General features: G+C 65.1%; 28 protein-coding genes. 22 read left to right on the top strand and 6 right to left on the bottom strand.

Annotated elements, in window-relative coordinates:
- The first annotated feature begins 1 nt into the window (after position 1).
- The 16 genes from nosD (RMO95_RS17455) (at position 2) to RMO95_RS17380 (ending at position 14,342) form a co-directional block, all read left to right on the top strand.
- Positions 2–1,393, top strand: a complete 1,392-nt coding sequence (gene nosD / locus RMO95_RS17455; protein WP_310451933.1) for a nitrous oxide reductase family maturation protein NosD — start codon at positions 2–4, stop codon at positions 1,391–1,393.
- Positions 1,390–2,253 carry a 4Fe-4S dicluster domain-containing protein gene (locus tag RMO95_RS17450; RefSeq protein ID WP_310451932.1) on the top strand — a complete coding sequence of 288 codons (864 nt, stop codon included), beginning with the start codon at positions 1,390–1,392 and terminating at the stop codon, positions 2,251–2,253. Before nosD (RMO95_RS17455) ends, RMO95_RS17450 begins: the two co-directional genes overlap by 4 nt.
- Positions 2,250–3,230 carry a NapH/MauN family ferredoxin-type protein gene (locus tag RMO95_RS17445; protein ID WP_310451931.1) on the top strand — a complete coding sequence of 327 codons (981 nt, stop codon included), beginning with the start codon at positions 2,250–2,252 and terminating at the stop codon, positions 3,228–3,230. The genes RMO95_RS17450 and RMO95_RS17445 overlap by 4 nt, the downstream gene beginning before the upstream one ends.
- A 118-nt stretch (positions 3,231–3,348) precedes the next feature.
- Positions 3,349–4,287 (top strand): ABC transporter ATP-binding protein, encoded by a 939-nt coding sequence (locus RMO95_RS17440; RefSeq protein ID WP_310451930.1) that lies wholly within the window; start codon positions 3,349–3,351, stop codon positions 4,285–4,287.
- Positions 4,287–4,769 carry a protein NosL gene (locus RMO95_RS17435; protein ID WP_310451929.1) on the top strand — a complete coding sequence of 161 codons (483 nt, stop codon included), beginning with the start codon at positions 4,287–4,289 and terminating at the stop codon, positions 4,767–4,769. Before RMO95_RS17440 ends, RMO95_RS17435 begins: the two co-directional genes overlap by 1 nt.
- Positions 4,770–4,893: 124 nt before the next feature.
- Positions 4,894–5,721 (top strand): ABC transporter permease, encoded by an 828-nt coding sequence (locus tag RMO95_RS17430; RefSeq protein WP_310451928.1) that lies wholly within the window; start codon positions 4,894–4,896, stop codon positions 5,719–5,721.
- Positions 5,718–6,212, top strand: coding sequence for a TlpA disulfide reductase family protein (locus RMO95_RS17425; protein ID WP_310451927.1), 495 nt, complete (start codon positions 5,718–5,720; stop codon positions 6,210–6,212). The genes RMO95_RS17430 and RMO95_RS17425 overlap by 4 nt, the downstream gene beginning before the upstream one ends.
- Before the next feature lie 28 nt (positions 6,213–6,240).
- Entirely contained in the window at positions 6,241–7,194 is a 954-nt protein-coding gene (locus tag RMO95_RS17420) for a prenyltransferase (RefSeq protein WP_310451926.1), read from the top strand.
- Positions 7,195–7,222: 28 nt separating this feature from the next.
- Positions 7,223–8,116, top strand: a complete 894-nt coding sequence (locus RMO95_RS17415; RefSeq protein WP_310451925.1) for a class I SAM-dependent methyltransferase — start codon at positions 7,223–7,225, stop codon at positions 8,114–8,116.
- Positions 8,113–9,030 (top strand): 1,4-dihydroxy-2-naphthoate polyprenyltransferase, encoded by a 918-nt coding sequence (locus RMO95_RS17410; protein WP_310451924.1) that lies wholly within the window; start codon positions 8,113–8,115, stop codon positions 9,028–9,030. Before RMO95_RS17415 ends, RMO95_RS17410 begins: the two co-directional genes overlap by 4 nt.
- Before the next feature lie 18 nt (positions 9,031–9,048).
- Entirely contained in the window at positions 9,049–9,900 is an 852-nt protein-coding gene (locus RMO95_RS17405; RefSeq protein WP_310451923.1) for a hypothetical protein, read from the top strand.
- Between the two features lie 12 nt (positions 9,901–9,912).
- Positions 9,913–10,797 carry a bile acid:sodium symporter family protein gene (locus RMO95_RS17400; protein WP_310451922.1) on the top strand — a complete coding sequence of 295 codons (885 nt, stop codon included), beginning with the start codon at positions 9,913–9,915 and terminating at the stop codon, positions 10,795–10,797.
- The gene (gene nosD, locus RMO95_RS17395; RefSeq protein ID WP_310451921.1) at positions 10,794–11,996 is read left to right on the top strand and encodes a nitrous oxide reductase family maturation protein NosD; all 1,203 of its coding nucleotides are present in this window, start codon (positions 10,794–10,796) and stop codon (positions 11,994–11,996) included. Before RMO95_RS17400 ends, nosD (RMO95_RS17395) begins: the two co-directional genes overlap by 4 nt.
- A gap of 35 nt (positions 11,997–12,031) precedes the next feature.
- The gene (locus RMO95_RS17390) at positions 12,032–12,388 is read left to right on the top strand and encodes a hypothetical protein (RefSeq protein WP_310451920.1); all 357 of its coding nucleotides are present in this window, start codon (positions 12,032–12,034) and stop codon (positions 12,386–12,388) included.
- Between the two features lies 1 nt (position 12,389).
- On the top strand, positions 12,390–13,004 hold the full coding sequence (locus tag RMO95_RS17385; RefSeq protein ID WP_310451919.1) for an SCO family protein: 615 nt from the start codon (positions 12,390–12,392) through the stop codon (positions 13,002–13,004).
- 12 nt (positions 13,005–13,016) lie between these two features.
- Positions 13,017–14,342, top strand: coding sequence for an FAD-dependent oxidoreductase (locus RMO95_RS17380; protein ID WP_310451918.1), 1,326 nt, complete (start codon positions 13,017–13,019; stop codon positions 14,340–14,342).
- A gap of 144 nt (positions 14,343–14,486) precedes the next feature.
- Here RMO95_RS17380 and RMO95_RS17375 read toward each other — a convergent pair whose 3' ends face one another.
- Complete coding sequence (locus tag RMO95_RS17375; protein ID WP_310451917.1) at positions 14,487–14,999, bottom strand: DUF411 domain-containing protein; 513 nt, start codon at positions 14,997–14,999, stop codon at positions 14,487–14,489.
- Complete coding sequence (locus RMO95_RS17370; protein WP_310451916.1) at positions 14,993–15,493, bottom strand: ankyrin repeat domain-containing protein; 501 nt, start codon at positions 15,491–15,493, stop codon at positions 14,993–14,995. The genes RMO95_RS17375 and RMO95_RS17370 overlap by 7 nt, the downstream gene beginning before the upstream one ends.
- A gap of 136 nt (positions 15,494–15,629) precedes the next feature.
- Here RMO95_RS17370 and nirJ point away from each other — a divergent pair, with 136 nt between their 5' ends.
- From nirJ to RMO95_RS17340, 6 genes are all read left to right on the top strand, one after another.
- Complete coding sequence (gene nirJ / locus RMO95_RS17365; RefSeq protein WP_310451915.1) at positions 15,630–16,772, top strand: heme d1 biosynthesis radical SAM protein NirJ; 1,143 nt, start codon at positions 15,630–15,632, stop codon at positions 16,770–16,772.
- A gap of 102 nt (positions 16,773–16,874) precedes the next feature.
- A complete protein-coding gene (locus RMO95_RS17360) occupies positions 16,875–17,468 on the top strand; it encodes an SCO family protein (RefSeq protein WP_310451914.1) in 594 nt (197 codons plus the stop codon).
- Positions 17,469–17,481: 13 nt separating this feature from the next.
- The gene (locus RMO95_RS17355; protein WP_310451913.1) at positions 17,482–17,856 is read left to right on the top strand and encodes a hypothetical protein; all 375 of its coding nucleotides are present in this window, start codon (positions 17,482–17,484) and stop codon (positions 17,854–17,856) included.
- Positions 17,853–18,998, top strand: a complete 1,146-nt coding sequence (locus RMO95_RS17350) for an ABC transporter permease (protein ID WP_310451912.1) — start codon at positions 17,853–17,855, stop codon at positions 18,996–18,998. Before RMO95_RS17355 ends, RMO95_RS17350 begins: the two co-directional genes overlap by 4 nt.
- A gap of 425 nt (positions 18,999–19,423) precedes the next feature.
- Entirely contained in the window at positions 19,424–20,101 is a 678-nt protein-coding gene (locus RMO95_RS17345; protein ID WP_310451911.1) for an ABC transporter ATP-binding protein, read from the top strand.
- A gap of 82 nt (positions 20,102–20,183) precedes the next feature.
- Positions 20,184–21,197: a hypothetical protein gene (locus tag RMO95_RS17340; RefSeq protein WP_310451910.1), complete on the top strand. Its 1,014-nt coding sequence runs from the start codon at positions 20,184–20,186 to the stop codon at positions 21,195–21,197.
- A gap of 258 nt (positions 21,198–21,455) precedes the next feature.
- Here RMO95_RS17340 and RMO95_RS17335 read toward each other — a convergent pair whose 3' ends face one another.
- Genes RMO95_RS17335 through RMO95_RS17320 form a run of 4 tightly spaced genes read right to left on the bottom strand, consistent with a single transcriptional unit; the run spans position 21,456 to position 26,043 of the window.
- Entirely contained in the window at positions 21,456–21,932 is a 477-nt protein-coding gene (locus RMO95_RS17335) for a hypothetical protein (RefSeq protein WP_310451909.1), read from the bottom strand.
- Complete coding sequence (locus tag RMO95_RS17330) at positions 21,929–23,143, bottom strand: sialidase family protein (RefSeq protein ID WP_310451908.1); 1,215 nt, start codon at positions 23,141–23,143, stop codon at positions 21,929–21,931. Before RMO95_RS17330 ends, RMO95_RS17335 begins: the two co-directional genes overlap by 4 nt.
- A gap of 11 nt (positions 23,144–23,154) precedes the next feature.
- Positions 23,155–25,578: a TonB-dependent receptor domain-containing protein gene (locus RMO95_RS17325; protein ID WP_310451907.1), complete on the bottom strand. Its 2,424-nt coding sequence runs from the start codon at positions 25,576–25,578 to the stop codon at positions 23,155–23,157.
- 54 nt (positions 25,579–25,632) lie between these two features.
- Entirely contained in the window at positions 25,633–26,043 is a 411-nt protein-coding gene (locus RMO95_RS17320; protein ID WP_310451906.1) for a biopolymer transporter ExbD, read from the bottom strand.

Here is a 26,043-nt window from a genome sequence, read left to right as displayed (position 1 = left end):
CATGAAACTGAAACGCTGGCTGGCGCTGCTGCCGGCCTTGCTGCTCGGTGTCTCGTCGCTGCTCACGGCGCGTCCGGCCGACTACGAGGCAAGCGACGACAAGCCTCCCGGTCTGGGGGCGACCGCGGATCTGTCCACGGCACCCCGGGTCGGCGTCGATCGGCCCAAGCCCACCTATATGCTGCACGAGCGCGACAAGCGCGTGCATGGCCTGAAGCCCTTCCAGAACCTGGTCGATGCGGCACCGGCCGGTTCGACCCTGAGACCGCCGCCGGGAAACTATTCGGGGCCGGTGGTGATGACCAAACCGCTGGTCATCGAAGGCTCCGGATCGGTGACCATCGATGCCGGCGACAAGGGCACGGTGTTTTCGCTGCAAACCGACGGCGCCGTCTTGCGCGGGCTGCACCTGACAGGCTCCGGCGATTCGCACGACACCGACGATTCCTGCCTCGACGTGCGCGGTCACCGCAACGTCATCGAGAACCTGGTCATCGACAACTGCCTGTTCGGCATCGACTTGAAGCAGTCGAGCGACAGCATCGTCAAAGGCAACAAGGTGCGCTCCAAGCCGCGCGATCTGGGCGTGCGCGGCGACGGCCTGCGGCTCTGGTACAGCGATCGCAATCTGATCGAGGGCAATGAAATTTCCGATTCGCGCGACATGGTGGCCTGGTACTCCCACGACAACATCTATCGCGGCAATGTCGGCACGCGCAGCCGCTACTCGATCCACTTCATGTTCGCCAACAACAACGTGGTCGAGAACAACCGCTTCTACGACAATTCGGTGGGGGTCTATTTCATGTACACCGAGGGCGGCGTGCTGAAGAACAACCTGATCTCCCACGCCAACGGCGCAACCGGCATGGCGATCGGCTTCAAAGAGGCGAGCAATACGGTGATCGAAGGCAACGAGATCGTTTATTGCGCCGTCGGCATCGGTTCCGATCTGTCACCCTTCCAGCCCGACAGCAAGATCTGGGTGCGCAACAACCGCTTCGCCTACAACGGCATCGCCATCAAGCTGACCTCCGAACTCGGCGGCAATGTCGTCACCGACAATGTCTTCGAAGGCAACCTGACCAACGTGGTGCAGGCCGGCCGCGGCAGCTCCGGCCTCAATCAATGGCGCGGTAATTACTGGGACGACTACCAGGGTTTCGACCGCGACGGCAACGGCACCGGCGACACGCCCTACGAGCTCTATGCCTATGCCGACCAGATATGGATAGAACTGCCTCCGGCACGTTTCTTCAAGACCGCGCCGGTGCTGGAACTGCTGGATTTTCTTGAACGCCTGGCGCCGTTTTCCTCGCCCGAGCTGACGCTCAAGGACGAACAACCGCGCTTTCGCAAGCCGCAACCGGACCAGGCCAGGGTGACGGGATGAGCGAGTCGAAACCACCGGACAGCGCCAAGCCGCCGGATACGCCGGCGCCCCCGTCGCGCGAGCGCATGCAACAGGCGCGGCGGCGCTGGTTGCGCACCATCCTGCTCACCGGCGGGGTGATGGGCGCCGCGCTTTCGGGTTTTCTGCCCCTGGTCTACGCCCGCACCAAGCGTCTGCGGCCGCCCGGCGCGCTGGACGAAAAGGATTTCCTGTCCTCCTGCATCAAGTGCGGCCAGTGCGTGCAGGTCTGCCCGGTGCAGGCGATCAAGCTGGCCGACCTGGTCGATGGCTTCGGCGTCGGCACGCCTTACATAGACGCGCGCGAACAGGCCTGCGATTTTTCCTGCGATGCCGTGCAGTGCATCCTGGCCTGTCCAACCGGATCACTGGTGTACAAGAAGCCGGCCTTCCTCGGCTCGCGCAAGGGCGCCAAGCTGGCCGCCGCGCCCATCCTCAAGGCCAAGGAAAAGGATGCCGAGCCGACCCTGAACCTCAGCGAGCGTATCGGCGTCGCACGCCTGACGCGGCCGGAAGCCTGCCTGGCGATCCAGGGCAAGGGCTTCAAGGGCCAGGTGCGGGGGCCGTCGTTCAAGGGGCGCCTGCGCTACATGGAGGTCAACCGCTGGAAGCCGATCGGCGTCGCCGAACATCCTTATGATCTGGCCGAATGCGATCTGTGCGTGCGCGAATGTCCGGTCAAGGGCGCGATTTCCATCGAAACCGTGTTCGCACCCGACGGCAGCAAGCGCAAGTCGCCCGTGGTGCATGAGCCCTGCGTCGGTTGCGGCGTCTGCGAAATGATCTGTCCAGTCGAGCCGACCTGCATCGTGGTCGACGCGCGCGAGGTCTGGAACACGTGAACACCTTCCTCAAGCGCCGCTTCTTCGACCAGATCGCCGTGATGTTCGGCCGCGAGCCGAAAAAGCCGGCGGCGATTTCCGAGCCTGCCCAGCAGATTCATGTACTCAAGCGCGCCACCAACAAGGAAAAGCTGCAGGCGGCGACCCTTGCCCATGAGCGGGCGAAGAAGGTGCACAAGTGGCGCAATCGGCGCTGGGCGGTGCTGATAGTCGCCAACCTGATGTTCACCTTCTCCTTCTGGCTGGATATCCAGATCCTCGAAGGCGCACTGACCGCCTCGCGCTTCGTCGGCTTCCATCTGATCGATCTCAACTCGGCGCTGCAGGTGATGCTGGCGCACAAGCACATCATCGTCAATCTGGTGATCGGCACGGCCACAGTCTTTGTGCTCTGGCTGATTCTCGGCGGGCGCAGTTTCTGTTCCTGGGTCTGCCCTTATCACCTGGTTGCGGAATGGGCGGAGAAGATCCATCTCTACCTGGTAAAGAAGAAGCTGGTGACCGACCAGAACATCGACCGCCGCCTGCGCACCCTCTCGTGGATCGTCTTTGCCGCGCTCGCGCTGGCCACCGGCTACACGGTGTTCGAATCGATTTCGCCGACCGGCATCCTGTCGCGGGCGCTGATCTACGGCCCGGGTCTGGCCCTGCTCTGGGTGCTGGCGCTGCTGGTGTTCGAGGTGTTCTTTTCGCGCCGCGCCTGGTGCCGCTACGCCTGTCCGATCGGCCTCACCTACGGCGTGGTCGGCATCCTCTCGCCGGTGCGCATCAAGTACAAGCTCGACAACTGCTTCCACGAAGGCGACTGCCGCAAGGTCTGCCTGGTGCCCCACGTGCTCGACACGGTGATCAAGGGCCGCGCGGTGGATACCGAAGTTCCGATCGGTCCCGACTGCACGCGCTGCGGACTGTGTGTCGACACCTGCCCGACGGGTTCGCTCACCTTTGACGTCAAGGGACTGTCGAAACTGCTATGAAGACCCTTGATCCGCAGATTACGCAGATTTCACCGATTAATGCGGACGCAATTTCGGTTTTTAATCTGCGAAATCTGCGTAATCTGCGGACAACGCTTTTCGTTCTTCCTCCCAAGCCATGATCAGTTTTTCGCACGTCACCAAAAGCTTTCGCAAGTCGCGCGTGCTCGACGACATCAGCCTCGACATCGGCTTGTCCGAGCGCGTCGCGCTGATCGGCTCCAACGGCGCCGGCAAGACCACGCTGATCCGCTGCCTGCTCGGCGAATACACCTTCGACGGCCGCGTCAGCATCGACGGCCGCGACCCGCGCCAGGAGCGCACGGCGGTGCTGGGATCGATCGGCTTCGTGCCGCAACTGCCGCCACCGCTGAAAATGCCGGTGGCGCAGTTGATCGATTTTTCCGCCGCGCTGTGCGGCACCGACCCGGCGCGCATTCACCAACTGGCGCAGCGCCTGGGACTCGACCTGGCGCCGATCCTGACGCGGCCCTTCGTCAAGCTTTCCGGCGGCATGAAGCAGAAGCTGCTGATCGCGATCGCGCTGGGGCGGGATGCGAAGGTGCTGGTGATGGACGAGCCGGCGGCCAACCTCGACCCCGAGGCGCGCAAGATCTTCTTCGAACTCCTCGCCGAACGCCAGGAGGACGTCACCATGCTGATTTCCAGCCATCGCCTGAACGAGGTCTCGGCGCTGGTGAATCGGGTGGTCGAAATGGACATGGGCAAGGTCGTGCTCGACGATCGCGTCGCCGACGACGTCTCGCTGTCCGGCCAGTTCGGCTGCCGCATTTCGCTCAAGCGTAGCGAGCCTGCATTTGCCAAGGCGATGCAGGCCTGGAATTTCCGCGATCTGGGCGACGGGCTGGAATGGGAGGGCGTGGTGCCGGGCCCCGATCGTCTGCGCTTCATGGGCATGACCTCGCGCTACGTGGCGCTGATCAGCGATTATTCGCTGCACGAGGCGCCGCCCGCGCCAGCCCCTGCGGCAGGCAATGCCGTCGGCGCCGGCGGCGCGGCGCAATACAAAGTTGGCGCTGGCGCCACGGTGATCTGATGGACCGCCGCCGCTTCCTCGCTGCCGCCGTCCATGGCTTTGCGCTGACGCCCATCGCGGCCGCCCTGTCGGCCTGCGGCAGTTCCGGCGCCTGGCCCGAAGGCATGGCCGAGATCAAATGGGACCGCGATACCTGCACGCGCTGCAGCATGGTCATATCCGATCGCCGCTTTGCCGCCGAGCTGCGCGGCGGCGAGAAGAATACGGTGTTCAAATTCGACGACATCGGCTGTGCCGTGTTCTGGATGCGCGACAAGCAGAAGGATTACCCCTGGCTGGCGGACCCGGCCACGCGCTTCTGGGTCGCCGACGCCGGCGCTGGTACTGGCCCGGGCGAGAAATGGCTGGAGGCGCGCAAGGCCTATTACAGCGGCGGCAAGATGTCGCCGATGGCCTACAACCTGGGCGCCAAGGTTTATGCCGAGGCCGGCGATCTCGGATTCGAGGAAATGCGTCAGCACGTGCTGGCCAAAGGCAAATAAGGGACTGCATGAACTTCAAGACCAAAATATTTGCCACAGAGGACACAGAGAGCACAGAGAAACCCAGGATGACGTCTTTCCTCTGTGACCTCTGTGTCCTCTGTGGCCAAAATGGGTTTTTCGTATGAAACAACTCTGGCTCACCGCCAAGCTCGACATCGTCGAATCCCTGCGTGCGCGCTGGTTCCAGGTCTATACCCTGGTGTTCGGCGGCATCGTCGCCCTGCTGTTCCTGTTCGGCCTGACCGAATCGCGTGTGCTGGGCTTCATCGGCCTGTCGCGCCTGCTGGTCACCTATATCCAGCTGACCATGGCGATCCTGCCGATCTTCGTCCTCATCACCACGGTGCGCTCGGTGGCGGGCGACCGCGAGGCCGGCGTCTATGAATACCTGCTGTCGCTGCCGGTGTCGCTGGCGGCCTGGTTCTGGGGCAAGATTCTCGGCCGCTACATCGTGATCTTCCTGCCGGTGTTCGGCGCCATGGTGCTGGCGGTGCTGATCGCGCTGCTGCGCGGGATCGAGGTGCCGTGGGGCATGTTCGGCTATTACACGGCGCTGCTGGCGGTGATGGCGGCCTGCTTCCTCGGCATCGGCATGCTGATCTCGGCGCTGGCGCGCAGCACCGACATGGCGCAGGGTGCCGCCTTCCTGGTCTGGCTGACGCTGTTGCTGTTCCTCGACCTGATCCTGCTCGGCGTGATGATCCAGGGTAAGGTCTCGCCGGAAGTCGCGGTCACTGTCGCGCTGGCCAACCCGCTGCAGGTGTTCCGCACGGCGGCCCTGGCGCTGTTCGATCCGCAGTTGATCGTGCTCGGCCCTTCGGCCTACGTCATCCTCGACCTGTTCGGCGTGACCGGCTACAAGGTTTTCGCGCTGGCCTATCCGACGCTGGTCGGCATTGCGGCGGCGAGCTTGGGTTACCAACTGTTCCGTCGCGGCGACCTGCCATGAGGAGGCTGCTGGCAGCCTTGCTGCTGGCCTGCGGCAGCCTGTCCGCCCTGGCCGGCGAGAAGCTGTCGAGCGCGCCGCTGTTCGCCGCCACGCTGTTCGACCTCGACAACAAGGCGGTGGCCTTCGCCGCTTACCGAGGCAAGCCGCTGATCGTGAATTTCTGGGCGCGTTGGTGCCCGCCCTGTCGGGTCGAGATCCCCGAACTGGTCCAGGTCCAGACGCGACACAAGGCGCGCGGCGTCGAGGTCATCGGCATCAGTCTCGAAAGCGATGCGCCGCCGGTGCGCGATTTCGCCAAGGCCTACGACATCAATTACACCGTGCTGCTGACGCGCGACAAGGGCGTCGCTTTGTTGCAGGCGCTTGGCAACGCCAAGGCCGGTCTGCCCTACACTGTGGTCCTCAACCGCCGCGGCGAGATCGTGGGCAGCAAGCTCGGCGCGATGAACGGAGCCGAACTGGAAGCCGCCGCCGCAGCGGCGCTCCAATGACCAACAGCCAGACCGAAGGAAGCGAGACATGCCGAAGCCGCTGGAACCGACCCTGGATGCCCTGCCCAATCCCTTCCTGCGCTACTTTGCGGCGACCCGGCCGGCCTTTCTTTCCGTCACCTTCGTCGGCTGCCTGCTGGGCCTCGCCACCGCTGCCTGGTCGGGCAGCATGATCGACCCGGCGCTGGCCACCGTGACGCTGTTCTTCGCCCTGATGGCGCACGCCGGCGCCAACGTCATCAACGACTACTACGACGCGCTGTCGGGCTGCGACGGCGCCAACACCGAACGCCAGTTTCCCTTCACCGGCGGCAGCCGTTTCATCCAGAACGGCGTCCTCTCCCTGCGTGCCACCGGCATACTCGGCTATGCGCTGCTGGCGGTGGTGGTGCCGGCCGGCCTCTGGCTGACCGCGGTCAGCGCCTCTGGGCTGATGCTGATCGGGCTGGCCGGCCTGGTGGTGGGCTGGGCCTATTCGGCGCCGCCGCTGAAGCTGCAGAGCCGTGGCCTGGGCGAGTTCGCCATCACCGCCGGCTGGCTGCTGGTGGTGGTCGGCAGCGACTTCGTGCAGCGCCATGGATTCGCCTTCGCTCCCGTCGCCAGCGGCCTGGGCTTCGCCCTGCTGGTGGCCAACGTGCTCTACATCAACCAGTTCCCGGACGTGAAGGCCGATGCCGGCGCGGGCAAGAACACCCTGGTGGTGCGTCTGGGCGTGGCGCGGGCGCGCTGGGGCTATGTGCTGATTGCCGCACTGGCCTACGGCTGGCCGCTGCTGATGGTGTTGCTGGGCCATCTTCCCTGGGGGGCATTGATCGCCTTGCTGCCCGCCATTACCAGCGTCGCCGCGGCGCGGCGGCTCTGGTCTCGCGCGGGGCAGCCGGCGGAACTCATTCCTGCGCTCAAGATGACAATTCTCGCCGCGAGCACCCATGGCCTGTTGCTGGCCGTCATCCTCGGCTTGCCGTGGAGCCGCGAGATTTGAGTGCTTGGGATTAAGGGGCGGGGCGACGATGCAGGAGGAAATTCCCCTCGACGGCAGCTTCGGCAGGCAGTCGGTCAGCGCGGCGGAGCGGCGCCAGCGTATCGGCGAGGTTTTCAGGGCCATCGCGCCGCGCTACGACCTGATGAACGACTTGATGAGCTTTGGCATCCACCGCATGTGGAAACGCAGGCTGGCTGCTCGGGTGGCCACGGTGAGCGGAGTTGCAGTGGATCTCGCCGGCGGTACCGGGGATGTGGCGCGACTGCTTGCTGACGGCCGGCGCCAGGTGGTGGTTTGCGATCCGAGTTTGCCGATGATGGCGGCGGGGCGCGGGAAAATCACACACGGATCGCGGCGTGCGACAAAAGTTGGCGTTGGCGGGACGGCGATCGGCCGCAAGGATGACTTATCCCCCCTGTGCTGGGTGGCCGGCGAGGCCGAAAAACTGCCCCTCGCCAACGCCAGCGTGGACCTGCTGACGGTCGCCTTCGGTCTGCGCAATGCCACCAGCCTACCGCTTGCGCTGCGCGAGATTTTGCGTGTGCTGAAGCCCGGCGGCCGTTTTGTCTGCCTCGAATTCTCGCGGCCCGCGCCCTGGCTGGCTCCGTTCTACGACCTCTATTCCTTCCTGGTGATTCCGCGCCTGGGGGCGCTGGTGGCGCGGTCGCCGCAGGCCTATCAGTACTTGGTGGAGTCGATCCGGCGTTTTCCGGATCAGCGCGAATTCGCCGCCCTCATGCAAGGGAAGGGATTTGGCGCCGTGCACTGGGAGAACCTGTCCTTCGGCATCGCCTGCCTGCATTTCGGGCTCAAGCCCGAAATGCAGACAGGCGAGAGGATGTGGGCTCTCCCCCCATCCCCCTCTCCGGGAGAGGGGGCGACTGATTTGTCTGCCATTGGCAGAACAACGCACAGGCAATGAAGCCGGAATTGCCGCCTGCGCTGATCGCCGCACCTCCGACCGGCTGGCGCGTCTGGTGGACCGCGACGCGCCCGCGCACCTTGAGCATCGCCGCGACGCCGGTGCTGGTCGGCACCGCGCTGGCCCTGGCCGAGGGCGCCACGCCAGCCTGGCTGGCCATGCTGGCCGCGCTGTGCTGCGCATTGCTGATTCAGGTGGGTACCAATCTGCATAACGATGCGGCCGATTTCGAGCGCGGCACCGATCGGCCCGACCGCATCGGGCCGCTGCGCGTGACGGCGGCGGGATGGGCGAGCCCGGCCGCGGTGCGGCGCGCCGCCGCGATCAGCTTCGCCCTGGCCTTGCTGCTGGGCACCTACCTGGTGGCCATCGGCGGCTGGCCGATCCTCGCCGCGGGCCTCGCCTCGCTGCTGGCGGGCTGGTCGTATTCGGGCGGGCGCCACCCGATTTCCCATACGCCGCTGGGCGAGCTGTTCGTCCTGATATTTTTCGGGCTGGTCGCCGTCGCCGGCAGCCATTGGTTGCAACTGGGCGCCACCTCGGCGAATGCCTGGCTGGCCGGGTTCGTGGTCGGCATGCCGGCGGCAGCGGTGTTGCTGGTGAACAACTACCGCGACCTGGAACAGGATCGGCGCGCCGGTCGCCGCACCCTGGCCGTGCTGCTCGGTCGCACCCGCGCCCGCCGGGTCTATTTCACCCTGATGATGCTGCCATTTCCCGTGATGCTCGTTCTGGCGCTGCGCGACCGGCCCGGCGCCGCGCTCGGTCTGCTGGCCTTGCCGTTTTGTTTGTTGCTGTGCCGGCGACTGGCCATTACCGCACCAGGACCGGCGCTCAACCTGTTGCTGGCCGCCACCGCGCGCGCCGGTTTTGTCACGGCCGCGCTGCTGGCGCTGGGCCTCCTGCTGTTCTGATCCCGCCTGCTGCGCTCAATGATGAAAATATCATGTAATCCCGTTGTCGTTGTCGCGGCTTGCCTGTCCTTCGCCATCGGGTCGCCGCGCGTGTCGGCGGCCGATTTCAGCGACACGGCGCTGGCCTATCGCTACGGCAGCAATTTCACCGAGCCGGCCCGGCCGCAAGACATCGGCAAAAATATCCTGACGCTGAGCCACGTCAATAGCGGCAAGAGCGGACTCCACGCGCTGAGTCTGGAAGGCCGCTATTCCGACCGCGACGACCCGGCGCGGAACTCGACCGAAGGCGCCACCGAGTACCTGTTCAACTACCGTTACCAGCTGGCCGCTGCCAGCGTACTGGACCAGCCGCTGGCCTTCGGCCCGGTGGGCGATATGGCGCTGATGGCCGGCATCGACCTCACGACCAAGGACACCCTGTTCGCCCCGCGCAAACGCGCCTGGGTGTTTGGCCCCGTGCTCAAATTCGATGTGCCCGGTTTCCTCGACCTGGCACTGCTGCACTACAAGGAGCGCAACCACAAAGGCATTCCCGGCACGCCGCATCCCGATCACAGCTTCGAGGGCACCTGGATGGTCAACGCCATGTGGGGCATTCCCTTTCGGCTCGGGGCCACGTCCGCCGTATTCAATGGAATGTTCAACCGACTGGGCGAGAAGGGCAAGGACTTCAATGACATTCCCAGCGTTGGGGAAACCCTGCTGCGCATCAACATGATGGTCGATCTGGGCCAGACCTTCGGGCTGGGGAAAAAGACGCTCATGGCGGGCGTCGGCTACGAATGGTGGAAGAACAAGTACGGTACCCCGGCCGGGATCGGTACCCACACCAGGACGCCGACCCTGCACGTCGAGACGCACTTTTAGGAGCCGGCGATCATGGTGATCGACAAATTACTGCCGCTGGCCCTGGCCTTCATCATGTTTTCGCTCGGCCTGACGCTGGTGCTCGCCGATTTCAAGAGGGTCTTCACCCGGCCGAAAGCCATGGTGGTCGGCTTGCTCGGGCAGTTGCTGGTGGTGCCGATGTCTGCCTTTGCCGTCGCGCTGGCTTGGGGCCTGGCGCCCGAAATGGCGGTCGGGCTGATGATTCTCGCGGCCTGTCCGGGCGGCGTCAGCTCGGGTCTGCTGACCCATCTGGCGCGCGGCGATACCGCACTGTCGATTTCCCTGACGGCGGTGACCAGCGTTGCCGCCGTCGTCACGATACCCCTGGTCGTCGACTTGGCGATGCGGCAGTTCATGCAAAGCGGAGTGGGCGTGGATTTCCCGCTGCTGCAGATGGTGCGCGGCGTGTTTCTGCTGACCAGCGTGCCGGTGGTGCTGGGCATGAGTTTGAAGGCCTGGCGCCCGGCGCTCGCCCTGCGCCTGGAGCGTCCGACCGGGCGGCTGGCGACCGTGCTGTTCATCCTCATCGTGCTGGCGACGTTTGTCAGCCAGCGCCAGGTGCTGCTCGACAATCTGGGCAGCATCGGTCCGGCGGCGATGCTGCTCAACCTGCTGGTGATTTCTGCGGGCCTGGCCATGGCGGCGGCGTCCGGCTTGCGGCGGCGCGACCGGATCGCCGTCGCCACGGAATGCGGCCTGCAAAATGCCGGGCTCGGCATATTCATCGCCGCCGGCATCATGCAGTCGCCGACGATGACCGTGCCCAGCGTGGTCTATGCCTTGCTGATGAATTTTGGCGCCATCGGCTTCGTGATCCTGATGCGCAGCGTCGACCGCACCGCGACGGGCACCCTGGCCGAGCCCGTCGGCCGATGAAACTACTGGGCTGCCTGTCGGCGCTGCTCGCGCTGCCGGCTCTCGCCGCGCCGCCGCTGCCGCTGCAGCCGCTGATCGATGCCGCGCCGGCCGGCGCCACACTGCGCCTGGCGCCGGGTGCCTACGCCGGCCCGGTGCATATCAGCCGGCCGCTGACCCTGGATGGCGGGCGGCAGGCCGTCATCGTCGGCAACGGCCGCGGCACGGTGCTCTCGGTCGCGGCCAACGGCGTCACCCTGCGCGGTCTGCGCCTGACCGGCAGCGGCGAACTGCACGACCACGTCGATGCCGGCATCCTGCTGGAGGGCGACGACCATCGGGTCGAGGACAACCAGATCGACGACGTGCTGTTCGGCATCCATCTCAAGCAGGTGCGCCGCTCGCGCATCGCCGGCAACCGCATCACCGGCAAGGATCTCGCGCCGGCCATGCGCGGCGATGGCCTGCGCGTCTGGTACAGCCAGCACAACGTGATCGAGGGCAACCATTTCACGCGCGCGCGCGACCTGACCTTCGCCAACTCGGCGGACAACCGCATCGTCGGCAACGAATTCAGCGACGGCCGCTACGGCATGCACATCATTTTTTCGCCGCGGCTGCTGGTCGAGAACAATCGCCTGACGGCCACCGGCACCGGCATCGTGGTGCTGTATTCGCCGGGCCTGGTGCTGCGCGGCAACCATGTCGCGCATGCCCTGACCGACGGCGGTGGCGGCATCGTGTTCAAGGAAAGCGACGATGCCCTGGTCGAGCACAACGAAGTCCTGCACTGCTCGGTCGGGCTGCGGGTCGACGCACCGCCGCAGTCACTCGGGGCGCTGACGGTGCGCCACAACCGCTTTGCCCACAACGTCGTCGGCATGTTCTTCTATGGCGAGGAGGGCGGCCATCGCATTCACGACAACCGCTTCGAGAACAACCTGAACACAGTGGCGATCAGCGCGCCGGGCGCCGGCAGCGCCAATGTCTGGCGCGGCAATTTCTGGGATGAATACCGGGGCTTCGACCGCAACCGCGACGGCGTCGGCGACACGCCGCACGAGCTGCGGCTGTATGCCGACAGGATCTGGATGGAAACCCCGATGACGACTTTTTTCCGCAATTCGCCGGCGCTCGAAATCCTGGATTTCCTCGAGCGCCTGGCGCCGTTTTCCTCGCCGCATCTCGTGTTGCGCGATCCCGCGCCACGCATGCGCTGAGCCCACAATCAATCTAGCAAACCAAGGAAGACCTCATGAAACCATCGCGAATCACCCTGCTGCTGCTTGTCGCCGTGCTGTCAGCGCCAACTCTTGCGGCCGACGCCGAGGCCGGCCTGCTGGCGATCAAGGCGCTCGGCAAGCTGAACGGCCAGGCGCTGGCCTGTGCCCAGATGCCGGCCGCCGCGCGGGCCAAGTCGCTGATGCTGGCCCATGCGCCGAAGACCCAGCGCTTCGGCGACGCCTACGAGGAGGCCACCCAGGCCGCCTACCTGGCGCAGACGCGCGCGACGGACCCGTGCCCGGAGCCCTTGCGGCTCACCGATCAACTCAATCAGCTGACGCTGCAACTGGCCGCGACACTTCCCGTCGGCGGCGCGGCGTCGAAGTAGCATGGTGCGTCTGTCCGCGGCTGCGGTTTTTCTTGCGACGCTGTGCTGCGGCCCACTGGCGGCGGCGCAGTCCGCGCCGCCATCCGCGCATCTGCTCGGGGCGGAAGTGCCGGCCGGCATCGCGCCGCGCTACCTGCTGATGAACCCGCAGGGCCGGGCAGTGAGCCAGGAGGATTTTCGCGGGCGTTTCCAGCTGGTGACTTTCGGCTTCGTCTCCTGTCCCGACGTCTGCCCGACCACGCTGCTGGAGTTCCGGCACGTCCTGGCATTGCTCGGCGAGCGGGCCGCGCGCCTACAGGCGATCTTCATCACCGTCGACCCGGAACGCGACACGCCCGCGGTCCTGCGCGAATACACGGCCGCCTTCGACACCCGCATCCTTGGCCTCAGCGGCTCGGCCGAGCTGGTGCGGCGGGCGGCGGACAGCTTTCGCGTGCAGTACGAACAGGTGCGCGAGCCGGGCGCGGCACCCGGTCAATACACCATGAACCATACCGCCGGCATGTACCTGCTCGACGGCCGCGGGCAGTTCCTGAGCAAGTTCGCCTATGCCATGCCGGCCGCGGAAATCGCCGCCCGGATCGGCGCGGCCATGACCGCCGCCGGCATTCCCTGAGCGCAGGCGACCTTGTCCAGTTTGGGCACTGCCGGCCGGCGCCATTTTCTCGCCGCGAGTCTCGGCCTCGGCGGTGCGCTGCTGGCACCGCGCGTGCTCGGCAAATCCCTGCCCGAACTCCTGCCGCCCGCCGGCGCCCGCTGCGTGCTGATCGTCGGCGGCGGCTGGGGCGGGCTCACGGCCGCGCGCCGCCTGCGCCAGCTGGCGCCGGAGCTGGATGTCGTGCTGATCGAGCGGCAGGCGAGCTTCCGCTCGCTGCCGCTGAGCAACAAATGGCTGGTCGACAGAACGCCCGATGCGCCGATGCAACAGGACTACGGCAGGGTAGCGGAGGCTCATGGCTATCGTGTAATCCGCGCCGAGGTCACGGCGATCGACCGTGAACAGCGCCGCGTCCATACCGCGCAGGGAACGCTGGGCTATGACTGGCTGATACTCGCGGCAGGCATACGCCACGATTACGGCGCCTGGTTCGGCGACGAGGCGCGCGCCGCCGACGCGGCGCGAAAGCATTTTCCCGCCGGCTTCATGGCCGACGAACTCGACGCCGTGAAGCGCAAGCTGGCCGAATTCCAGGGCGGCGAGCTGCTGATGACCATTCCGCCGCCGCCGGCGCGCTGCCCGCCGGCGCCATACGAGCGGGCGGTGATGATCGCCTGGATGCTGAAGACGCGGCGCATCCGGGGCCGCCTGATCCTGGTCGATCCCGGCGGCGGCATGCAGCGCTTCAACCGCGTGTTCGCCGAACGCTACAAAGATCAGATCGTGCATCTGACGCATGCGCCGGTGAAATCCATCGATCCCTTCCGGAAGACCCTGAGCACGGAATTCGACGAGATCAAATTCGACGATGCGATCCTGATACCGCCACAGCAGGCAGCCGGCCTGGTCGGGCAAGCCGGGCTGGCGGGGCGCGATGCCGCGGGCCAGCCCAGCGGCTGGGCCGAGTTCGATCCGCTGCATCTGCACGCGATCGGCGACGAGCGCGTGTTCCTGGTCGGCGACCTGCTGGGCAAGGTCTCGCCGCTCTTCGGCCACTATCCGAAGAGCGCGCACCTGGCCAGTCATCTCGGCCGCATCGCCGCCGCCGAAATCGCCGCGCGCGCCCAGGGTAAGTCGCCGCCGCAGCTATTGCCCGAGAGCGTCTGCCATGTGCATACCGACGCCGAGCCGATGGAAATGATGCGCATCGACGCCACTTACCGCCTGCGCGGCGACGGCCTGATCGCCCAGACCGTGCGCCAGCACGAAGACCCGCAACCGCGCGGCGAGGACGCGCAGTGGGCGCAGGGGCTTTACGGTGAAATGCTGGCGCCGCAGCCGTTCTCGGCGATGTAGGGTGGATGTAGGGCCGACGTAGGGCCGACGTAGGGCGGACTTCAGTCCGCCATCCACCTTTGGCCGGCTGAAGCCGGCCCTACAAGGCCATCCGCCCCCGCGAGGGGCTTTGTCGCAGGTCTTGCGCAGCGCCAGCTGCTGGCATTAATGTCGGGCGAAGGTGGAGGCCTTGCCGTCGGGGCCTACGAGCAGGGTGTTGTAGGCCTCGCGGCGGATTTCGCGGTCCTGGCTGGCGTTGTCGAGGATGGTGCAGGCCGTTTCGCAGAAGGGATTGGACAGCTCCCGCCCCGGTGCGCCGCGCGGCAGGCCGGGCACGGCCAGGCCGCGCGCGCTGGGCTTTTCCTTGAGCAGCAGCTTGATGTCCTCGGCCGGCACGTGGCCTTCGATGAAATAGCCGGCAACCCTTGCGGTGTGCACCGATTCGAGTTCCGCCGGCACGTTGAGCCAGCGCTTGAGCTTCGGCATATTGGCAATGGGAACTTCTTCCATGCTGACCTCGAAGCCGTTCTTGCGCAGGTGGTCGGCCCAGTCGATGCAGGCCAGGCAGGGGCTGGGGGCATAGACCAGCACCGGCGGCAGCGGCTCCGCGGCGGCGGCAGGCGCGCCGCAGGCCGTGGCGGCAATCAGCAGGAGGACGCCGCGGACGGTCTTCAACACGGCTTGCCGGGCTTGCAGCCCTTGAGTATCCACAGCGATATTTCGCCGGCCAGTTCGTCGGCGCGCACCTTGCGCGCCAGGCTCAGCACATCGCGCCCGGCATCGGTCTTCAGGGCCGGGTCGGCGCCTGCCTGCAGCAGCAATTTGCCGTTCGCGGTGCGCGTGGAAAACGCCGCCATGTGCAGCGGCGTGCGGCCTTCGCCGTCGCGCGCATTGACCGCCGCGCCGGCCGCCAGCAAGGCCTTGAGCGGGCCGCTGTCCTCGTTCATTGCCGCATAGTGCAGGGGCGTGATGCCCAGCGCGGTGCGCGCGTCGCGCGCCTGGGGCGACTGCTGCAGGATCCGCTCGACCTCCTGGCGCGTGCCCATGCGCGCCGCGTCGTGGATCGGCTGCTCGTTCATGCCCAGCGTGGCTTGTGCAAGAATGGAACCCGGCGCGAGCGCGCAGGCCAGCAGCAGAACACTGCAGATGATGTTTTTGAGTAGGGTGGTCATTGCGCCTCTCACGCTTGTCGATGCGAGAAATCATAACCCGGGCGACGCGATGCTTCCTTGATCGCGCACATTAATCCCGGTCGATAGTTGACGCCTGTCAATGCGCCGGCCACCCCCTTTGGGCTTGAATGAGACCATGTTCAGAATCTCCCAGTTCATGCAGGAAATCGCCGCGCCGACGCCGCTCGGGCCGGTGCGCAAGCCTCCCGGACCGGTGGTGATCTGGAACCTGGTGCGCCGCTGCAATCTGACCTGCAAGCACTGCTACTCGATTTCCGCCGACAAGGATTTTGCCGGTGAGCTGAGCACGCAGGAGGTGTTTCGCGTCATGGACCAGCTCAAGGCCTTCAAGGTGCCGGCGCTGATCCTCTCGGGCGGCGAGCCGCTGCTGCGGCCGGACATTTTCGAGATCTCGGCGCGCTCCAAAGCCATGGGTTTCTTCACCGCGCTCTCCAGCAACGGCACGCTGATCGACGAGACTGTGTTCGAGCGCATCCGCGAGATCGGCTACGACTACGTCGGCGTCAGCCTCGACGGCCTCGGCGCCACGCACGACAAGTTCCGCCGCAAGCAGGGCGCCTTCGATCTGTCGCTGGCCGGCATCCGTCTCTGCCGTGACGCGGGGCTCAAGGTCGGCGTGCGCTACACCATGACGCAGGACAACTACCAGGATTTGCCCGGCCTGCTGAAACTGGTCGAGGACGAGGGCATCGACCGCTTCTATTTCTCGCACCTCAACTACGCTGGGCGCGGCAACAAGAACCGCAAGGACGATGCGCTGCACCAGATGACGCGCAACGCGATGGACCTGCTGTTCGACACCTGCTGGGACTATCGGGCAAGGGGGTTGCAGAAGGAATTCACCACCGGCAACAACGATGCCGATGGCGTTTATCTGCTCAACTGGCTGCAGAAACGATTCCCGGAAAAGGGCGAACACATCAGGAAGAAGCTGGCGCAGTGGGGCGGCAATTCGAGTGGCATCAATGTCGCCAACATCGACAACCTCGGCAATGTGCATCCCGATACGATGTGGTGGCATCACACTCTGGGCAACGTGCGCGAGCGCGACTTCGGCGATATCTGGACGGACACCTCCGACCCGCTGCTGGCCGGGCTCAAGGCGCATCCGCGCAAGGTGAGCGGTCGCTGCGGCGCCTGCGTTCACTTCGACATCTGCGGCGGCAACACGCGGGTGCGCGCCCAGCAACTGACCGGCGATCCCTGGTCGGAAGATCCCGGCTGCTACCTCAGCGACGAGGAAATCGGCATCGCCTGAGGCCGCCGTGCTGCGACACTATGTCGCGGCCCTGCGCGCGAGTCCGGCCGTATGATCGTGCGCAGCATGCGCGTATTTCTGCGCCCGATACGGGTGCGGGTCATGAATGAAATGAATCCGAAAACTGCTTTCCTGCGAGGCCTGGCTGCGGCTCTGGCCGTCTTTTTCCTGGCTTCCTGCGCCGAATCCGGAAGTGGCCCCGCCGCAGTGGTCGCACGCCCGGCGGGCGGCGATTTCGTTCTGCAAAGTGCGGCCGGCCCGGTCGATACGCGTGCCTTGCGCGGCAACGTGCTGCTGATCTATTTTGGTTACGTGAACTGTCCGGACATCTGTCCGGTCTCGATGGCGGCGGGCGCCGCGGCGCTCAACGCGTTGACGCCGCAGGAGCGGGCGAAGACCAGGATGATCATGGTCTCGGTCGATCCCGAACGCGATACGCCGGCCAGCCTCAAGGAGTACGCGGCCTACTTTCATCCGGCAATGATCGGCGCGGTCGGGACACCTGCGGAAACCGCCGCCATTGCGAAATCCTTCGGCGCCGGTTATCTGCGCCAGCCGACGCGTCCGGATTGCGGCTATGCCGTAGATCACAGCTCCCAAACCTATGTGGTCGGCCCGGATGGCAAGGTGGCGGAACTGCTGTCGCTCGGCGTTGCCACCGACAAGGTGGTGGCCACCGTGAGGAAACTGCTGTGAGGAAACTGCTGTGATGCGCCCCGCTGATCGGGCATTCCTGCTGCTGGCCGCGGGGATCTGCGCCTTCGGGCTGTGCTTCGTCGATGCCGCCCGTCTGCGTGCGGCGGCCGGTGCCGACGAGGCCGAACGCACGCGCCTGGTGGCGCAATTACGCCTGACCGACCTTGCGTTATTCACCGAGGCGCGCTACACGCGACATCCCTCGCAGGCCGACCTGCATTCGGCATTCCAGGACCATCCGCTGGCGCTCGAGCATTTCCCCACCGGCTCGCTGATCCCGCCGCCGGCCGGATTGCTGAAAGTTATGCCTCCGGGAAACCCGGAGGCGGTATCCCCTGCGGACGGCGCTGACGCTACGGCGGCAGGCGACGAGGGCGGCGCGAAATGAAGCTCTGGCTGGCCAAACAGCGCTACCTGATCGACTTTACGCTGGCTTCGCTGGCGCGGCGCAAGGCGCGCAACCTCGGTCTCTTGTTCGTCTACACCGTGCTGGTGTTCATGCTGGCCTCGGTCACGCTCTACACCCACGCCCTGCGCCAGGAAGCGGCGCGTGTGCTGGCGGCTTCGCCCGAGGTGATCGTGCAGCGCATGGTGGCCGGCCGCCACGACCTGATTCCACCCGGCTACATGGCAAGGATCGGCCAGGGTCGTGGATTGCGTGGCGTGCAGAAAATGGAAGGCCGCCTCTGGGGCTACTACTACGACGCAGTGACCAAGGCCAACTACACCTTCATGGTGCCGGCAGAGAACGCGCCGGCCGTCGGCGAGATTGTCGTCGGCCCGGCGCTGGAGCGCTCGCGCGGGTTGGCCAGGAACCACGGCATCACCTTCCGTTCCTATTCGGGCAAGTTGCACAGCTTCGTCATCGCCGATGTGCTGCCGCAGGCCTCCGAACTCGTCAGCGCCGACCTGGTGCTGATGAGCGAGCAGAACTTTCGCGCTTTCTTCGACTATCCCGCCGGCCATTACACGGACATCGCGCTGTCGGTCGCCAATCCGCAGGAGGTGCGCAACGTCGCCCTGAAGCTCGCTGCCGCTCTGCCTGACGCGCGGCCCATCCTGCGCGACGAGGTGCTGCGCACCTATGCGTCGATCTACGATTGGCGCGAAGGCATCGTGCTGGCGCTGCTTTCCGCCGCCATCCTGGCTTTCGGCATCCTCGCCTGGGAGAAAGCCTCCGGGCTTTCGGCCGAGGAGAAGCGCGAAATCGGCATCCTCAAGGCGATCGGCTGGGAAACCGGCGACGTGATCAAGATGAAATTCTGGGAGGGCCTGCTGATTTCGCTGACGGCCTTTTTGGTCGGCTTCGTCGCCGCCTACGTGCATGTGTTCCACTTTTCTGCCTCGCTGTTCGAGCCGGTGCTGAAGGGCTGGGCGGTGCTCTATCCGCGCTTTCAGTTGACGCCGCACATCGACGGCGTGCAGGTCGCGACCTTGTTCTTCTTCACCGTGGTGCCCTACGCCGCCGCGGTGCTGGTGCCGATCTGGAAGGCGGCGATCACCGACCCGGATTCGGTGATGCGGGGGTGAGATGAAATTCCTCTTGTGTTTGAGGTTGGTGGGTGATCGGGCCGCCGGGGCGCTCTGCTCCGCTCCATGTCCCCCGTCGCCGGCCTGCGGCCGCCGCGCCCCACGGCTTGCCCTGCATGGCAAGCCGGCTTCGGCAGCGCGGAGCAGTGCTCCGCGAAACCCTGCCTACGCCCTCCTTTACTTACGCGGAGCAGAGCGCCCCACCGGCCCGATCTGGTGCCGCCGTGGGTGTTTGACCGTTCCAAGCCACCGGCGTATCCAGCCAAGGATGGCGGGTATCCGACTCCCGGAAGTAAAGGAGGAGGGCCGGTGCTTTTTCGGCCCGGAGGACATGGAGGGAGTCGGATACCCGTCGTCCTTGGCGCGCGCCACGACACCCCCGTTTCATGCGTCGCGGAAGACGCAAGCGTCATGGAGCGACTGAGATGATCGAACTCCACGCCATCCGCAAGGCCTTCAATCAAGGCCATGACAACGAGTACTGGGCGCTCGACGGCATCGACCTGAGCATCGAGGCCAACAAGGTCACCGCGCTGCGTGGACCCAGCGGCTCGGGCAAGACCACCCTGCTGACCATCGTCGGCTGCCTGGCGCGGCCGACCGAGGGACGTGTGCGGCTGCAGGGCGAGGACATCTCGGGGCTGCCCGAGCGCTTCCTGACCGAAATCCGCCGCAAGCGTTTCGGCTTCATTTTCCAGCAGTTCAATCTGATCAAGGGCCTTTCGGCGCTGGACAACATTATCCTGCCGGCCTACCCGACCGGGCGACCGCGCCGACAGGTACTCGATCGCGCCGAGGAATTGCTGGCCGGCCTCAAGCTCGGCCACCGGCGCCACGCCAAGGTGGAATGGCTTTCCGGCGGCGAGCAGCAGCGCGTCGCCATCTGCCGGGCGCTGATCAACGATCCCGAACTGCTGATCGCCGACGAGCCCACCGCCAACCTCGACACGCATCTCGCCGGCGAATTCATGGGCATCCTGGAAAGCCTCGCCGATCAGGGCCGCACCATCCTGCTCACCAGCCACGATCCGCTGGTGGTTGAATCCGACGTGGTGCAGCGCGTGATCGACATGCGCGACGGCAGGCTGATTCACGAGCGCTAGCCATGCCAGCACCAGCAGTTCCGATTCGAGCGCAGCGAGCAAACTGTCACCCCCGCCGGAGGGCGGGGGGCTGGGGGTGGGAGTGATATTCCAGCCCGCCATCATTGCGCTCCTGCTGGCCTCCGCCCTGTGCGTGCTGGCGCTGGCAGCGAGTGCGCCGTTCGCACTCGAAGTGATCCGGCGCTGGGACATCACGAGCGGTAGCGAGCGGCAATTGCAGCTGGAACGCCGCACCTACCTGTTTTCGACGCTGCTGACTTTCGTCCTCGCGCTGCAGCTCGCCGCCGTGCTGTTGTTCGTCTTCAACGCCGAAAAAATGTCCGGCATGTTCGTCGGCGCCATGTGCGCGGTGGGCACGCTCAACGTCAATGCCTTCGGCTTTCCGGCGCTCAACGCCAAGATCGCGGTGTTCTTTCTCGCCGCAATGTGGCTGGCGATCAACCACGTCGACAGCCGCGCCCGCGACTACCCGCTGGTGCGCATCAAGTACGCGTTGCTGCTGGCGCTGGCGCCGCTCCTGGCCGCCAGCGCCTGGACCGAGCTGCAATATTTTCTCGGCCTTAAGGCCGACGTCATCACCTCCTGTTGCGGCAGCCTGTTTTCGGCAGGCAGTCCGACGCTGGCGGCCGAAGCCTCGGCCCTGCCGCCGCTGCCGGCGATGTGGCTGTTCTACGGCAGCCTCGGCGCCGCCATCGCCCTGGCCGCGTGGCACGGCCATGGTCGCGGCAGGAACGGCCGAAGTGCCTATGCACTGGCCGCGGCGAGCGCGCTGGGATTCGGCGCGACGATTGCCGGCATTCTTTCTTTCGTCTCGCTCTACGTCTACGAGCACCCGAACCACCACTGCCCGTTCTGCATCCTCAAGCCCGAATACGGCTACCAGGGCTACTGGCTCTATGTGCCGCTGTTTGGCGCCACGGCAGCGGGGCTGGCGGTCGGCGCGATTCAGCCCTTCGCACGCATCGAGAGCCTGCGCGAAATCGTGCCGGGATTCTCGCGCCACCTCGCCGCCATTGCGGCCAACGGCTTCGCCTTGACCGCGGCGATCGCCACGGCAATGATCTGGCAATCCCGACTTATATTGATCGAGCATTGATGCTGCAAAAAGTATTTGATCCGCAGATTTCGCCGATTAACGCAGATGGATCAGAGTATTACCTGGATGAGCCTCATCACCTTTCTGGTGGGCCATGAGGGCTGACCGCTTCGTTGTTTTCTCTGCGTAATCTGCGTCATCTGCGGATTGAACCGAGGTTTTCAGGATGAATGACGCTGTGGTTTTCTCCTCCCCCTTCAAGGGGGAGGCCGGGAGGGAGTGTCCTTCATGCGATTGCCGTATCGCCAGCGCCAACTTTTAGCGATTGACCGCGAGACCAAGCGATTTGCGGGTGCTTGCACTATCCACCGCGCCGGAGATCGCGACACGCTTGCCATGGCCATCGAAGAACAGGGTCCGCGGCAACTCGCCGCGCCACTTGGGGTCGAGCGCGAAAGCGATCGCCTCGGGCGCATCGCTGCCATAGACGTAGCGCACGCCCGGCACCTTGATCCGGTCAAGCGATGTGGCGACCTCGGCGGAGAGCGGTTCCACGGCGACGGTGATGAGCCGCAGGCGGGGATCGGCCTTGACCATGTCGGCGAACAATCCGAGATTCTTCTTGCAATGAGGACAATCGGTGGACCACAGCGCGACGATGGTCGGCGCCGCATGCGTCGCTCCATCGGTGAGAGTTCGTGCCGATTTTCGATCGAGGGCAACGAAGCCCGCGGCAAAGGCGGCGGCGGAGGTGACGCAGGCGAGCAGCAGGGAAATCAGGACGAGGCGTTTCATGGCAGGCGGAACACGCGCATGCCTTCGAGTTCGGTGCGCCAGTAGGCGAACAGATCCTTGCCGAAGGTGATGGCGCGCGGATGATCGGACGCGCCATTGGCGGCACCCAGCGCCAGGCGCTTGAAACTGGCGCCGCCGTCCTCCGAGATCTCGGCGTGCAACTGCGTCCGCTCGCCGTCGAATTCCTTCCAGAGAATGCCGATGCGCCGGCCGGCGATGGCGATATCGGCGCGGGCCGCCTGCTCGCCACCGACAAAGCGCTGCCCGTCGATACCGCCGCTTGCCAGGCGGCCGTAAAAGGCGCGGCCTTCGCCATTCTTCTGGTTGAACCAGACGGCGTGCCGCACACCGTCGGGCGCCACGGCGAGCGCCGGCCCGTGGTGCGGACAGCCATCGACTTTCCAGCGGTCGAAGGTGGCGCGCTCGACGCTGGCCGGCGTTCCGTCAGGGCTGAGCTTGGCCAGCGCATGGTCGCGCTCGTTGGGCTTGAATACATGTCGCCAGAGGATCAGGGGGGCGCCGTCGGTATCGACGGCTGCCGCGATCCGGCAGCACTCGCAGGAATGATCGGCGACTCTGGTTTCCGGTTTGAAGCTTCTGCCGCCATCGTCCGATACCGCGGCATAGATCGCGGCACCACGATAGGGCTTCTTCGCCGCGTTGGCCGATTCGAGGTCGCGCTTGTCTATCCAGGCGAGGTACACCCGCCCATCGCCGCCGACGACCATCGTCTCGAAACGATGGGTGATTTCCTGTCGATCGCGGTGCACGGTGATGGGTGTCGCAAAGCTGGCACCGCCGTCGTCGGACCGTGCCAGCCGTACTTCGCCGGTATTGGGTTTGCCGAGCGGCTTGGTCCAGGAAATAAGTACGCCGCCATCTTGCGCGAAAGCGATTTTCGGCCGGTTCTCTCCGTCGCCGGATATGGCCTCCGGCCGCGCATTGACAATCACCGGCGGCGACCAGTTGGCGCCCTGATCGCCGCTGCGATAGAGCAGCAGATGATCGCCCTGCTTGGCAACCGCCAGCAGTTGGCCTTCCCTGGTGAATGCCGCCGAACCGGCCAGTTCGACGCGAGCCTTTTTCGCCATGCCGGTCATTCCCGCCATCGCTGCCTTGTCTTTCGCGTCGGCGGCGGATGCGGAATGCGGCAGCACGGATGCGGCTATCGTCAGCGCCGCAATGGCGCACAGTTTGTGCAAGGACGTCATCGATCCCATCCTCAGTAGTTGAATTTCAAACTGGCGAAATAGGTCCGTTGCTGATACGGGTACAGGGTGAAGTACTTGACGTCGCCAATGTTGTCGATGCCGACGGAGGCGGACCATTGTTTGGCCAACTTGTAGAGCAACTTGGCATCGAAAACCCCGAAGCTGCTGCGCCCGCCATAGACGTTCGGGTTCGGGTCCGGGTACTGCATGGTGGCCGTGTTGAACAGGCCGCTATGCTGTCTTCCGCTGTAGCGATAACCCAGGCTGCCGGAGAGTTCGGCGGAGACGTGATAGGTCGCCAGCATCGACGCGCGCCAGACCGGGATCAGCGGCAGCTCGGTGCCCACCAGTCCGGGGTTGGCAATGTTCTGCGTGATCCGCGAATGGATGTAGGCGAGGCTGCCGGAGAGATCGAGGCCCCGAATCCACATGTCGCTGGTTTGCAGCGCCATTTCGATTCCATAGCTACGGACCTTATCTACGTTCTGCACGCTGCTGATGCTGAATCCGGGCAGGGTCGTGATATCGGTTTGGGAGACGAGCGCGCCCTGTTTTTCCTCGCCGAACAGGGAGGTTCGCCACAGGCCGTTGCTCAGGAAACGCTCGATGGTGAACTCCCAGGAGTCGGCGGTTTCGGGCTTGAGGTTCGGGTTGTTGGTCTTCGCGATGTTGTACGGCGCCGGGAATCCGGCAATTTGTGCGGGAGTGGCGGCGGTCGAGGTGCCGGCAACGGTAATGCCGACGTTCTTGAACAGTTCGCCGACCGTCGGGAAGCGCACGCCCCTGCCGAGCGAAGCGCGCAGCGCCAGCATGTCGGATGCCTGCCAGGAGAGCGACGCCTTGGGCGAGAAGGCATGGACCGTCTTGTCGGCGTAGCTCACGTTGCTTCCGCTGGCGTAGTTGCTGCCGTTCAGGGCACGCCACTTCTCCTGGCGGCCTCCCAGCACCAGTTTCACGTCGGGCGAAACCTGCCACGCATCTTGCACATAGACCGCCTGGGTGGTGGTGCTGCCCCTGGAGTTGGTATTCAGCACAGCGGCATCGCTGGTTCGCCACGGCCCCGCCGCAAGGGTGTATTGGTCCGACTTGGTCGTGTAGGTGTCTGCGTGGAAGCCGAAGCTCACCTGGTGCCGGCTTTTCAGGTTGCCGTCGGGCCGCCATTCGCCGCGCGCGTCGAGGTTCTGCCAACCCGTGCCATCCGCATAGCTGATGGTTCCCGCGGTGGCATCACTGCTTGGCGTGGTGCCGAAGTTGCCCGAGCTGGCGCGGGTGACGTCCTTGTTCTGATTGAAGTGACTGGCTGTCAGTTCCCAATCCCAGGTTCCGCCGCTCTGCGATTTCACGGACAGACCGTGCATGTGGTACTCGGCCTCGGCGTAACTGATGCTCGGGGCAGTCACGGAGTAGTCCTTGCCATCGACCCGGACATAGCGGTAGGGGCCGGCGGCCTTGCTGGTACCGTAAATCGTGTTGCCGGCCGCATCCCGCAAGTAACTGTCGACCAGTTTGTCCGAGGTGTTCTGCCAGATGTTCAGGGTATAGGTGGCGCGTACCGTTGGCGAAACGTCATAGGCGATCCTGAGCGTCCCGTCGTCCTTCACGGTATGGTCCATGCTGGTCGCGGCGGTGCTCACTCGCGGACTGTTGGCGATGTTGTTGTCGAAATGCGCACCCGTGACCACCGTGAATTGTCCTGCGGCGGCGGGTGCTCCCGTCTTGGCCGTGGCGGCGGTGAAATCGGTGGGATGGCTATGGTTGTCCAGCCGATCGACGCTCAGGCGGAACGACCAGTCGCCGATTTTGTTGCCGAGGGTTGCGGAGCCATGCGTGCCGGTAAAGGTTTTGTCCGTTCCGTAGAGCCTGAAATTCTGGCCGAAGGTGTCGAGCTTGGCGTGCGCTTCAAACCGGGTCGGCATGTGCGAACTCATCAGCACCACGCCGCCCACCGAATTGCCGGGATACAGCGCGGAGAAGGGGCCGTAGATGACGTCGACCCGGTCGATGGCGTCCTGCGACACCAGACCCCAGCGCGGGCCGGGACAACAACTATTGACCAGATGGTTCGAAAGCAGCAGACCATCCGCATAAACGATGGTTTCGGCGCTGGAGTTGACGCCATACATCCGCATCGCCAAACCGCCATTCACGTCGCCGATGAAGCGTTCGCGAACGTGAACGCTCGGCAGGTACAGGAGTGCTCCGGCCGACGATACCGAATTGACGCTTTCCGCAATTTGCTTCCGGGTCACGCTTTCAGTGGTTGAGGGAACATGGGCGGGCACCGCCGGTTTGGTCGATTCCGCCGATACGGAAACCTCCTTGAGCTTGGCATCATCTTCGTCGGCGATGGCGCTACCGGCGTAAACAAGGCCGAGAACGGCTGCAATCGTGACCGGTAATTGGCGGCGAACAAAAGTACTTGGTGGGTGCGACATGGTTTGTGGAATCCTGACTTGAATTGACGTACGGCTGATGTTTGAGCCGGTGACCTAGCGGCCGGGCTCGGTGACGAAGGCGATGCGGTTGATACCGGCCTTCTGGGCGGCGGCGAGGATGTCGGCCACCTTCTCGTAGCGCGTTGCGCGGTCGGCGCGCAAGTGCAGTTCCGGGTTGCGGCCGGCGGTGGCGGCGAAGCGGCTTTCCACTTCACTGCGGTGCACCGGAGCGCCGTCGAGGTAGTAGAGGCCATTGGTATCGAGGGCGAGCTGGATTACGAGCGGCTTGTCCTCGACTTTCTGCGAGCTCACTTGCGGCAAGTCGATGGGTACGGCCTGGTGCAGCACCGGGATGGTGATGATGAAAATGATCAGCAGCACCAGCATCACGTCCACCAGGGGCGTGGTGTTGATTTCCGCCATGGGCTGGGCGACGCCGCCCTCGCTGAAGGAACCGAATGACAT

The sequence above is a fragment of the Sulfuritalea sp. genome (assembly GCF_031426875.1).
Lineage (GTDB): Bacteria > Pseudomonadota > Gammaproteobacteria > Burkholderiales > Rhodocyclaceae > Sulfuritalea.
Note: the sequence above shows the minus strand (reverse complement) of the source record. Positions and strands in the feature narration are given on the sequence as shown.

What these genes read in the sequence shown, in the direction of transcription:
- nosD (WP_310451933.1), top strand. Translation starts at nt 2, where the DNA reads ATGAAACTGAAACGCTGGCTGGCGCTGCTGCCGGCCTTGCTGCTCGGT.
- RMO95_RS17450 (WP_310451932.1), top strand. Translation starts at nt 1,390, where the DNA reads ATGAGCGAGTCGAAACCACCGGACAGCGCCAAGCCGCCGGATACGCCG.
- RMO95_RS17440 (WP_310451930.1), top strand. Translation starts at nt 3,349, where the DNA reads ATGATCAGTTTTTCGCACGTCACCAAAAGCTTTCGCAAGTCGCGCGTG.
- RMO95_RS17435 (WP_310451929.1), top strand. Translation starts at nt 4,287, where the DNA reads ATGGACCGCCGCCGCTTCCTCGCTGCCGCCGTCCATGGCTTTGCGCTG.
- RMO95_RS17430 (WP_310451928.1), top strand. Translation starts at nt 4,894, where the DNA reads ATGAAACAACTCTGGCTCACCGCCAAGCTCGACATCGTCGAATCCCTG.
- RMO95_RS17425 (WP_310451927.1), top strand. Translation starts at nt 5,718, where the DNA reads ATGAGGAGGCTGCTGGCAGCCTTGCTGCTGGCCTGCGGCAGCCTGTCC.
- RMO95_RS17420 (WP_310451926.1), top strand. Translation starts at nt 6,241, where the DNA reads ATGCCGAAGCCGCTGGAACCGACCCTGGATGCCCTGCCCAATCCCTTC.
- RMO95_RS17415 (WP_310451925.1), top strand. Translation starts at nt 7,223, where the DNA reads ATGCAGGAGGAAATTCCCCTCGACGGCAGCTTCGGCAGGCAGTCGGTC.
- RMO95_RS17410 (WP_310451924.1), top strand. Translation starts at nt 8,113, where the DNA reads ATGAAGCCGGAATTGCCGCCTGCGCTGATCGCCGCACCTCCGACCGGC.
- RMO95_RS17405 (WP_310451923.1), top strand. Translation starts at nt 9,049, where the DNA reads ATGATGAAAATATCATGTAATCCCGTTGTCGTTGTCGCGGCTTGCCTG.
- RMO95_RS17400 (WP_310451922.1), top strand. Translation starts at nt 9,913, where the DNA reads ATGGTGATCGACAAATTACTGCCGCTGGCCCTGGCCTTCATCATGTTT.
- nosD (WP_310451921.1), top strand. Translation starts at nt 10,794, where the DNA reads ATGAAACTACTGGGCTGCCTGTCGGCGCTGCTCGCGCTGCCGGCTCTC.
- RMO95_RS17390 (WP_310451920.1), top strand. Translation starts at nt 12,032, where the DNA reads ATGAAACCATCGCGAATCACCCTGCTGCTGCTTGTCGCCGTGCTGTCA.
- RMO95_RS17385 (WP_310451919.1), top strand. Translation starts at nt 12,390, where the DNA reads ATGGTGCGTCTGTCCGCGGCTGCGGTTTTTCTTGCGACGCTGTGCTGC.
- RMO95_RS17370 (WP_310451916.1), bottom strand. Translation starts at nt 15,493, where the DNA reads ATGACCACCCTACTCAAAAACATCATCTGCAGTGTTCTGCTGCTGGCC.
- nirJ (WP_310451915.1), top strand. Translation starts at nt 15,630, where the DNA reads ATGTTCAGAATCTCCCAGTTCATGCAGGAAATCGCCGCGCCGACGCCG.
- RMO95_RS17360 (WP_310451914.1), top strand. Translation starts at nt 16,875, where the DNA reads ATGAATGAAATGAATCCGAAAACTGCTTTCCTGCGAGGCCTGGCTGCG.
- RMO95_RS17355 (WP_310451913.1), top strand. Translation starts at nt 17,482, where the DNA reads ATGCGCCCCGCTGATCGGGCATTCCTGCTGCTGGCCGCGGGGATCTGC.
- RMO95_RS17350 (WP_310451912.1), top strand. Translation starts at nt 17,853, where the DNA reads ATGAAGCTCTGGCTGGCCAAACAGCGCTACCTGATCGACTTTACGCTG.
- RMO95_RS17345 (WP_310451911.1), top strand. Translation starts at nt 19,424, where the DNA reads ATGATCGAACTCCACGCCATCCGCAAGGCCTTCAATCAAGGCCATGAC.
- RMO95_RS17335 (WP_310451909.1), bottom strand. Translation starts at nt 21,932, where the DNA reads ATGAAACGCCTCGTCCTGATTTCCCTGCTGCTCGCCTGCGTCACCTCC.
- RMO95_RS17330 (WP_310451908.1), bottom strand. Translation starts at nt 23,143, where the DNA reads ATGACGTCCTTGCACAAACTGTGCGCCATTGCGGCGCTGACGATAGCC.
- RMO95_RS17325 (WP_310451907.1), bottom strand. Translation starts at nt 25,578, where the DNA reads ATGTCGCACCCACCAAGTACTTTTGTTCGCCGCCAATTACCGGTCACG.
- RMO95_RS17320 (WP_310451906.1), bottom strand. Translation starts at nt 26,043, where the DNA reads ATGTCATTCGGTTCCTTCAGCGAGGGCGGCGTCGCCCAGCCCATGGCG.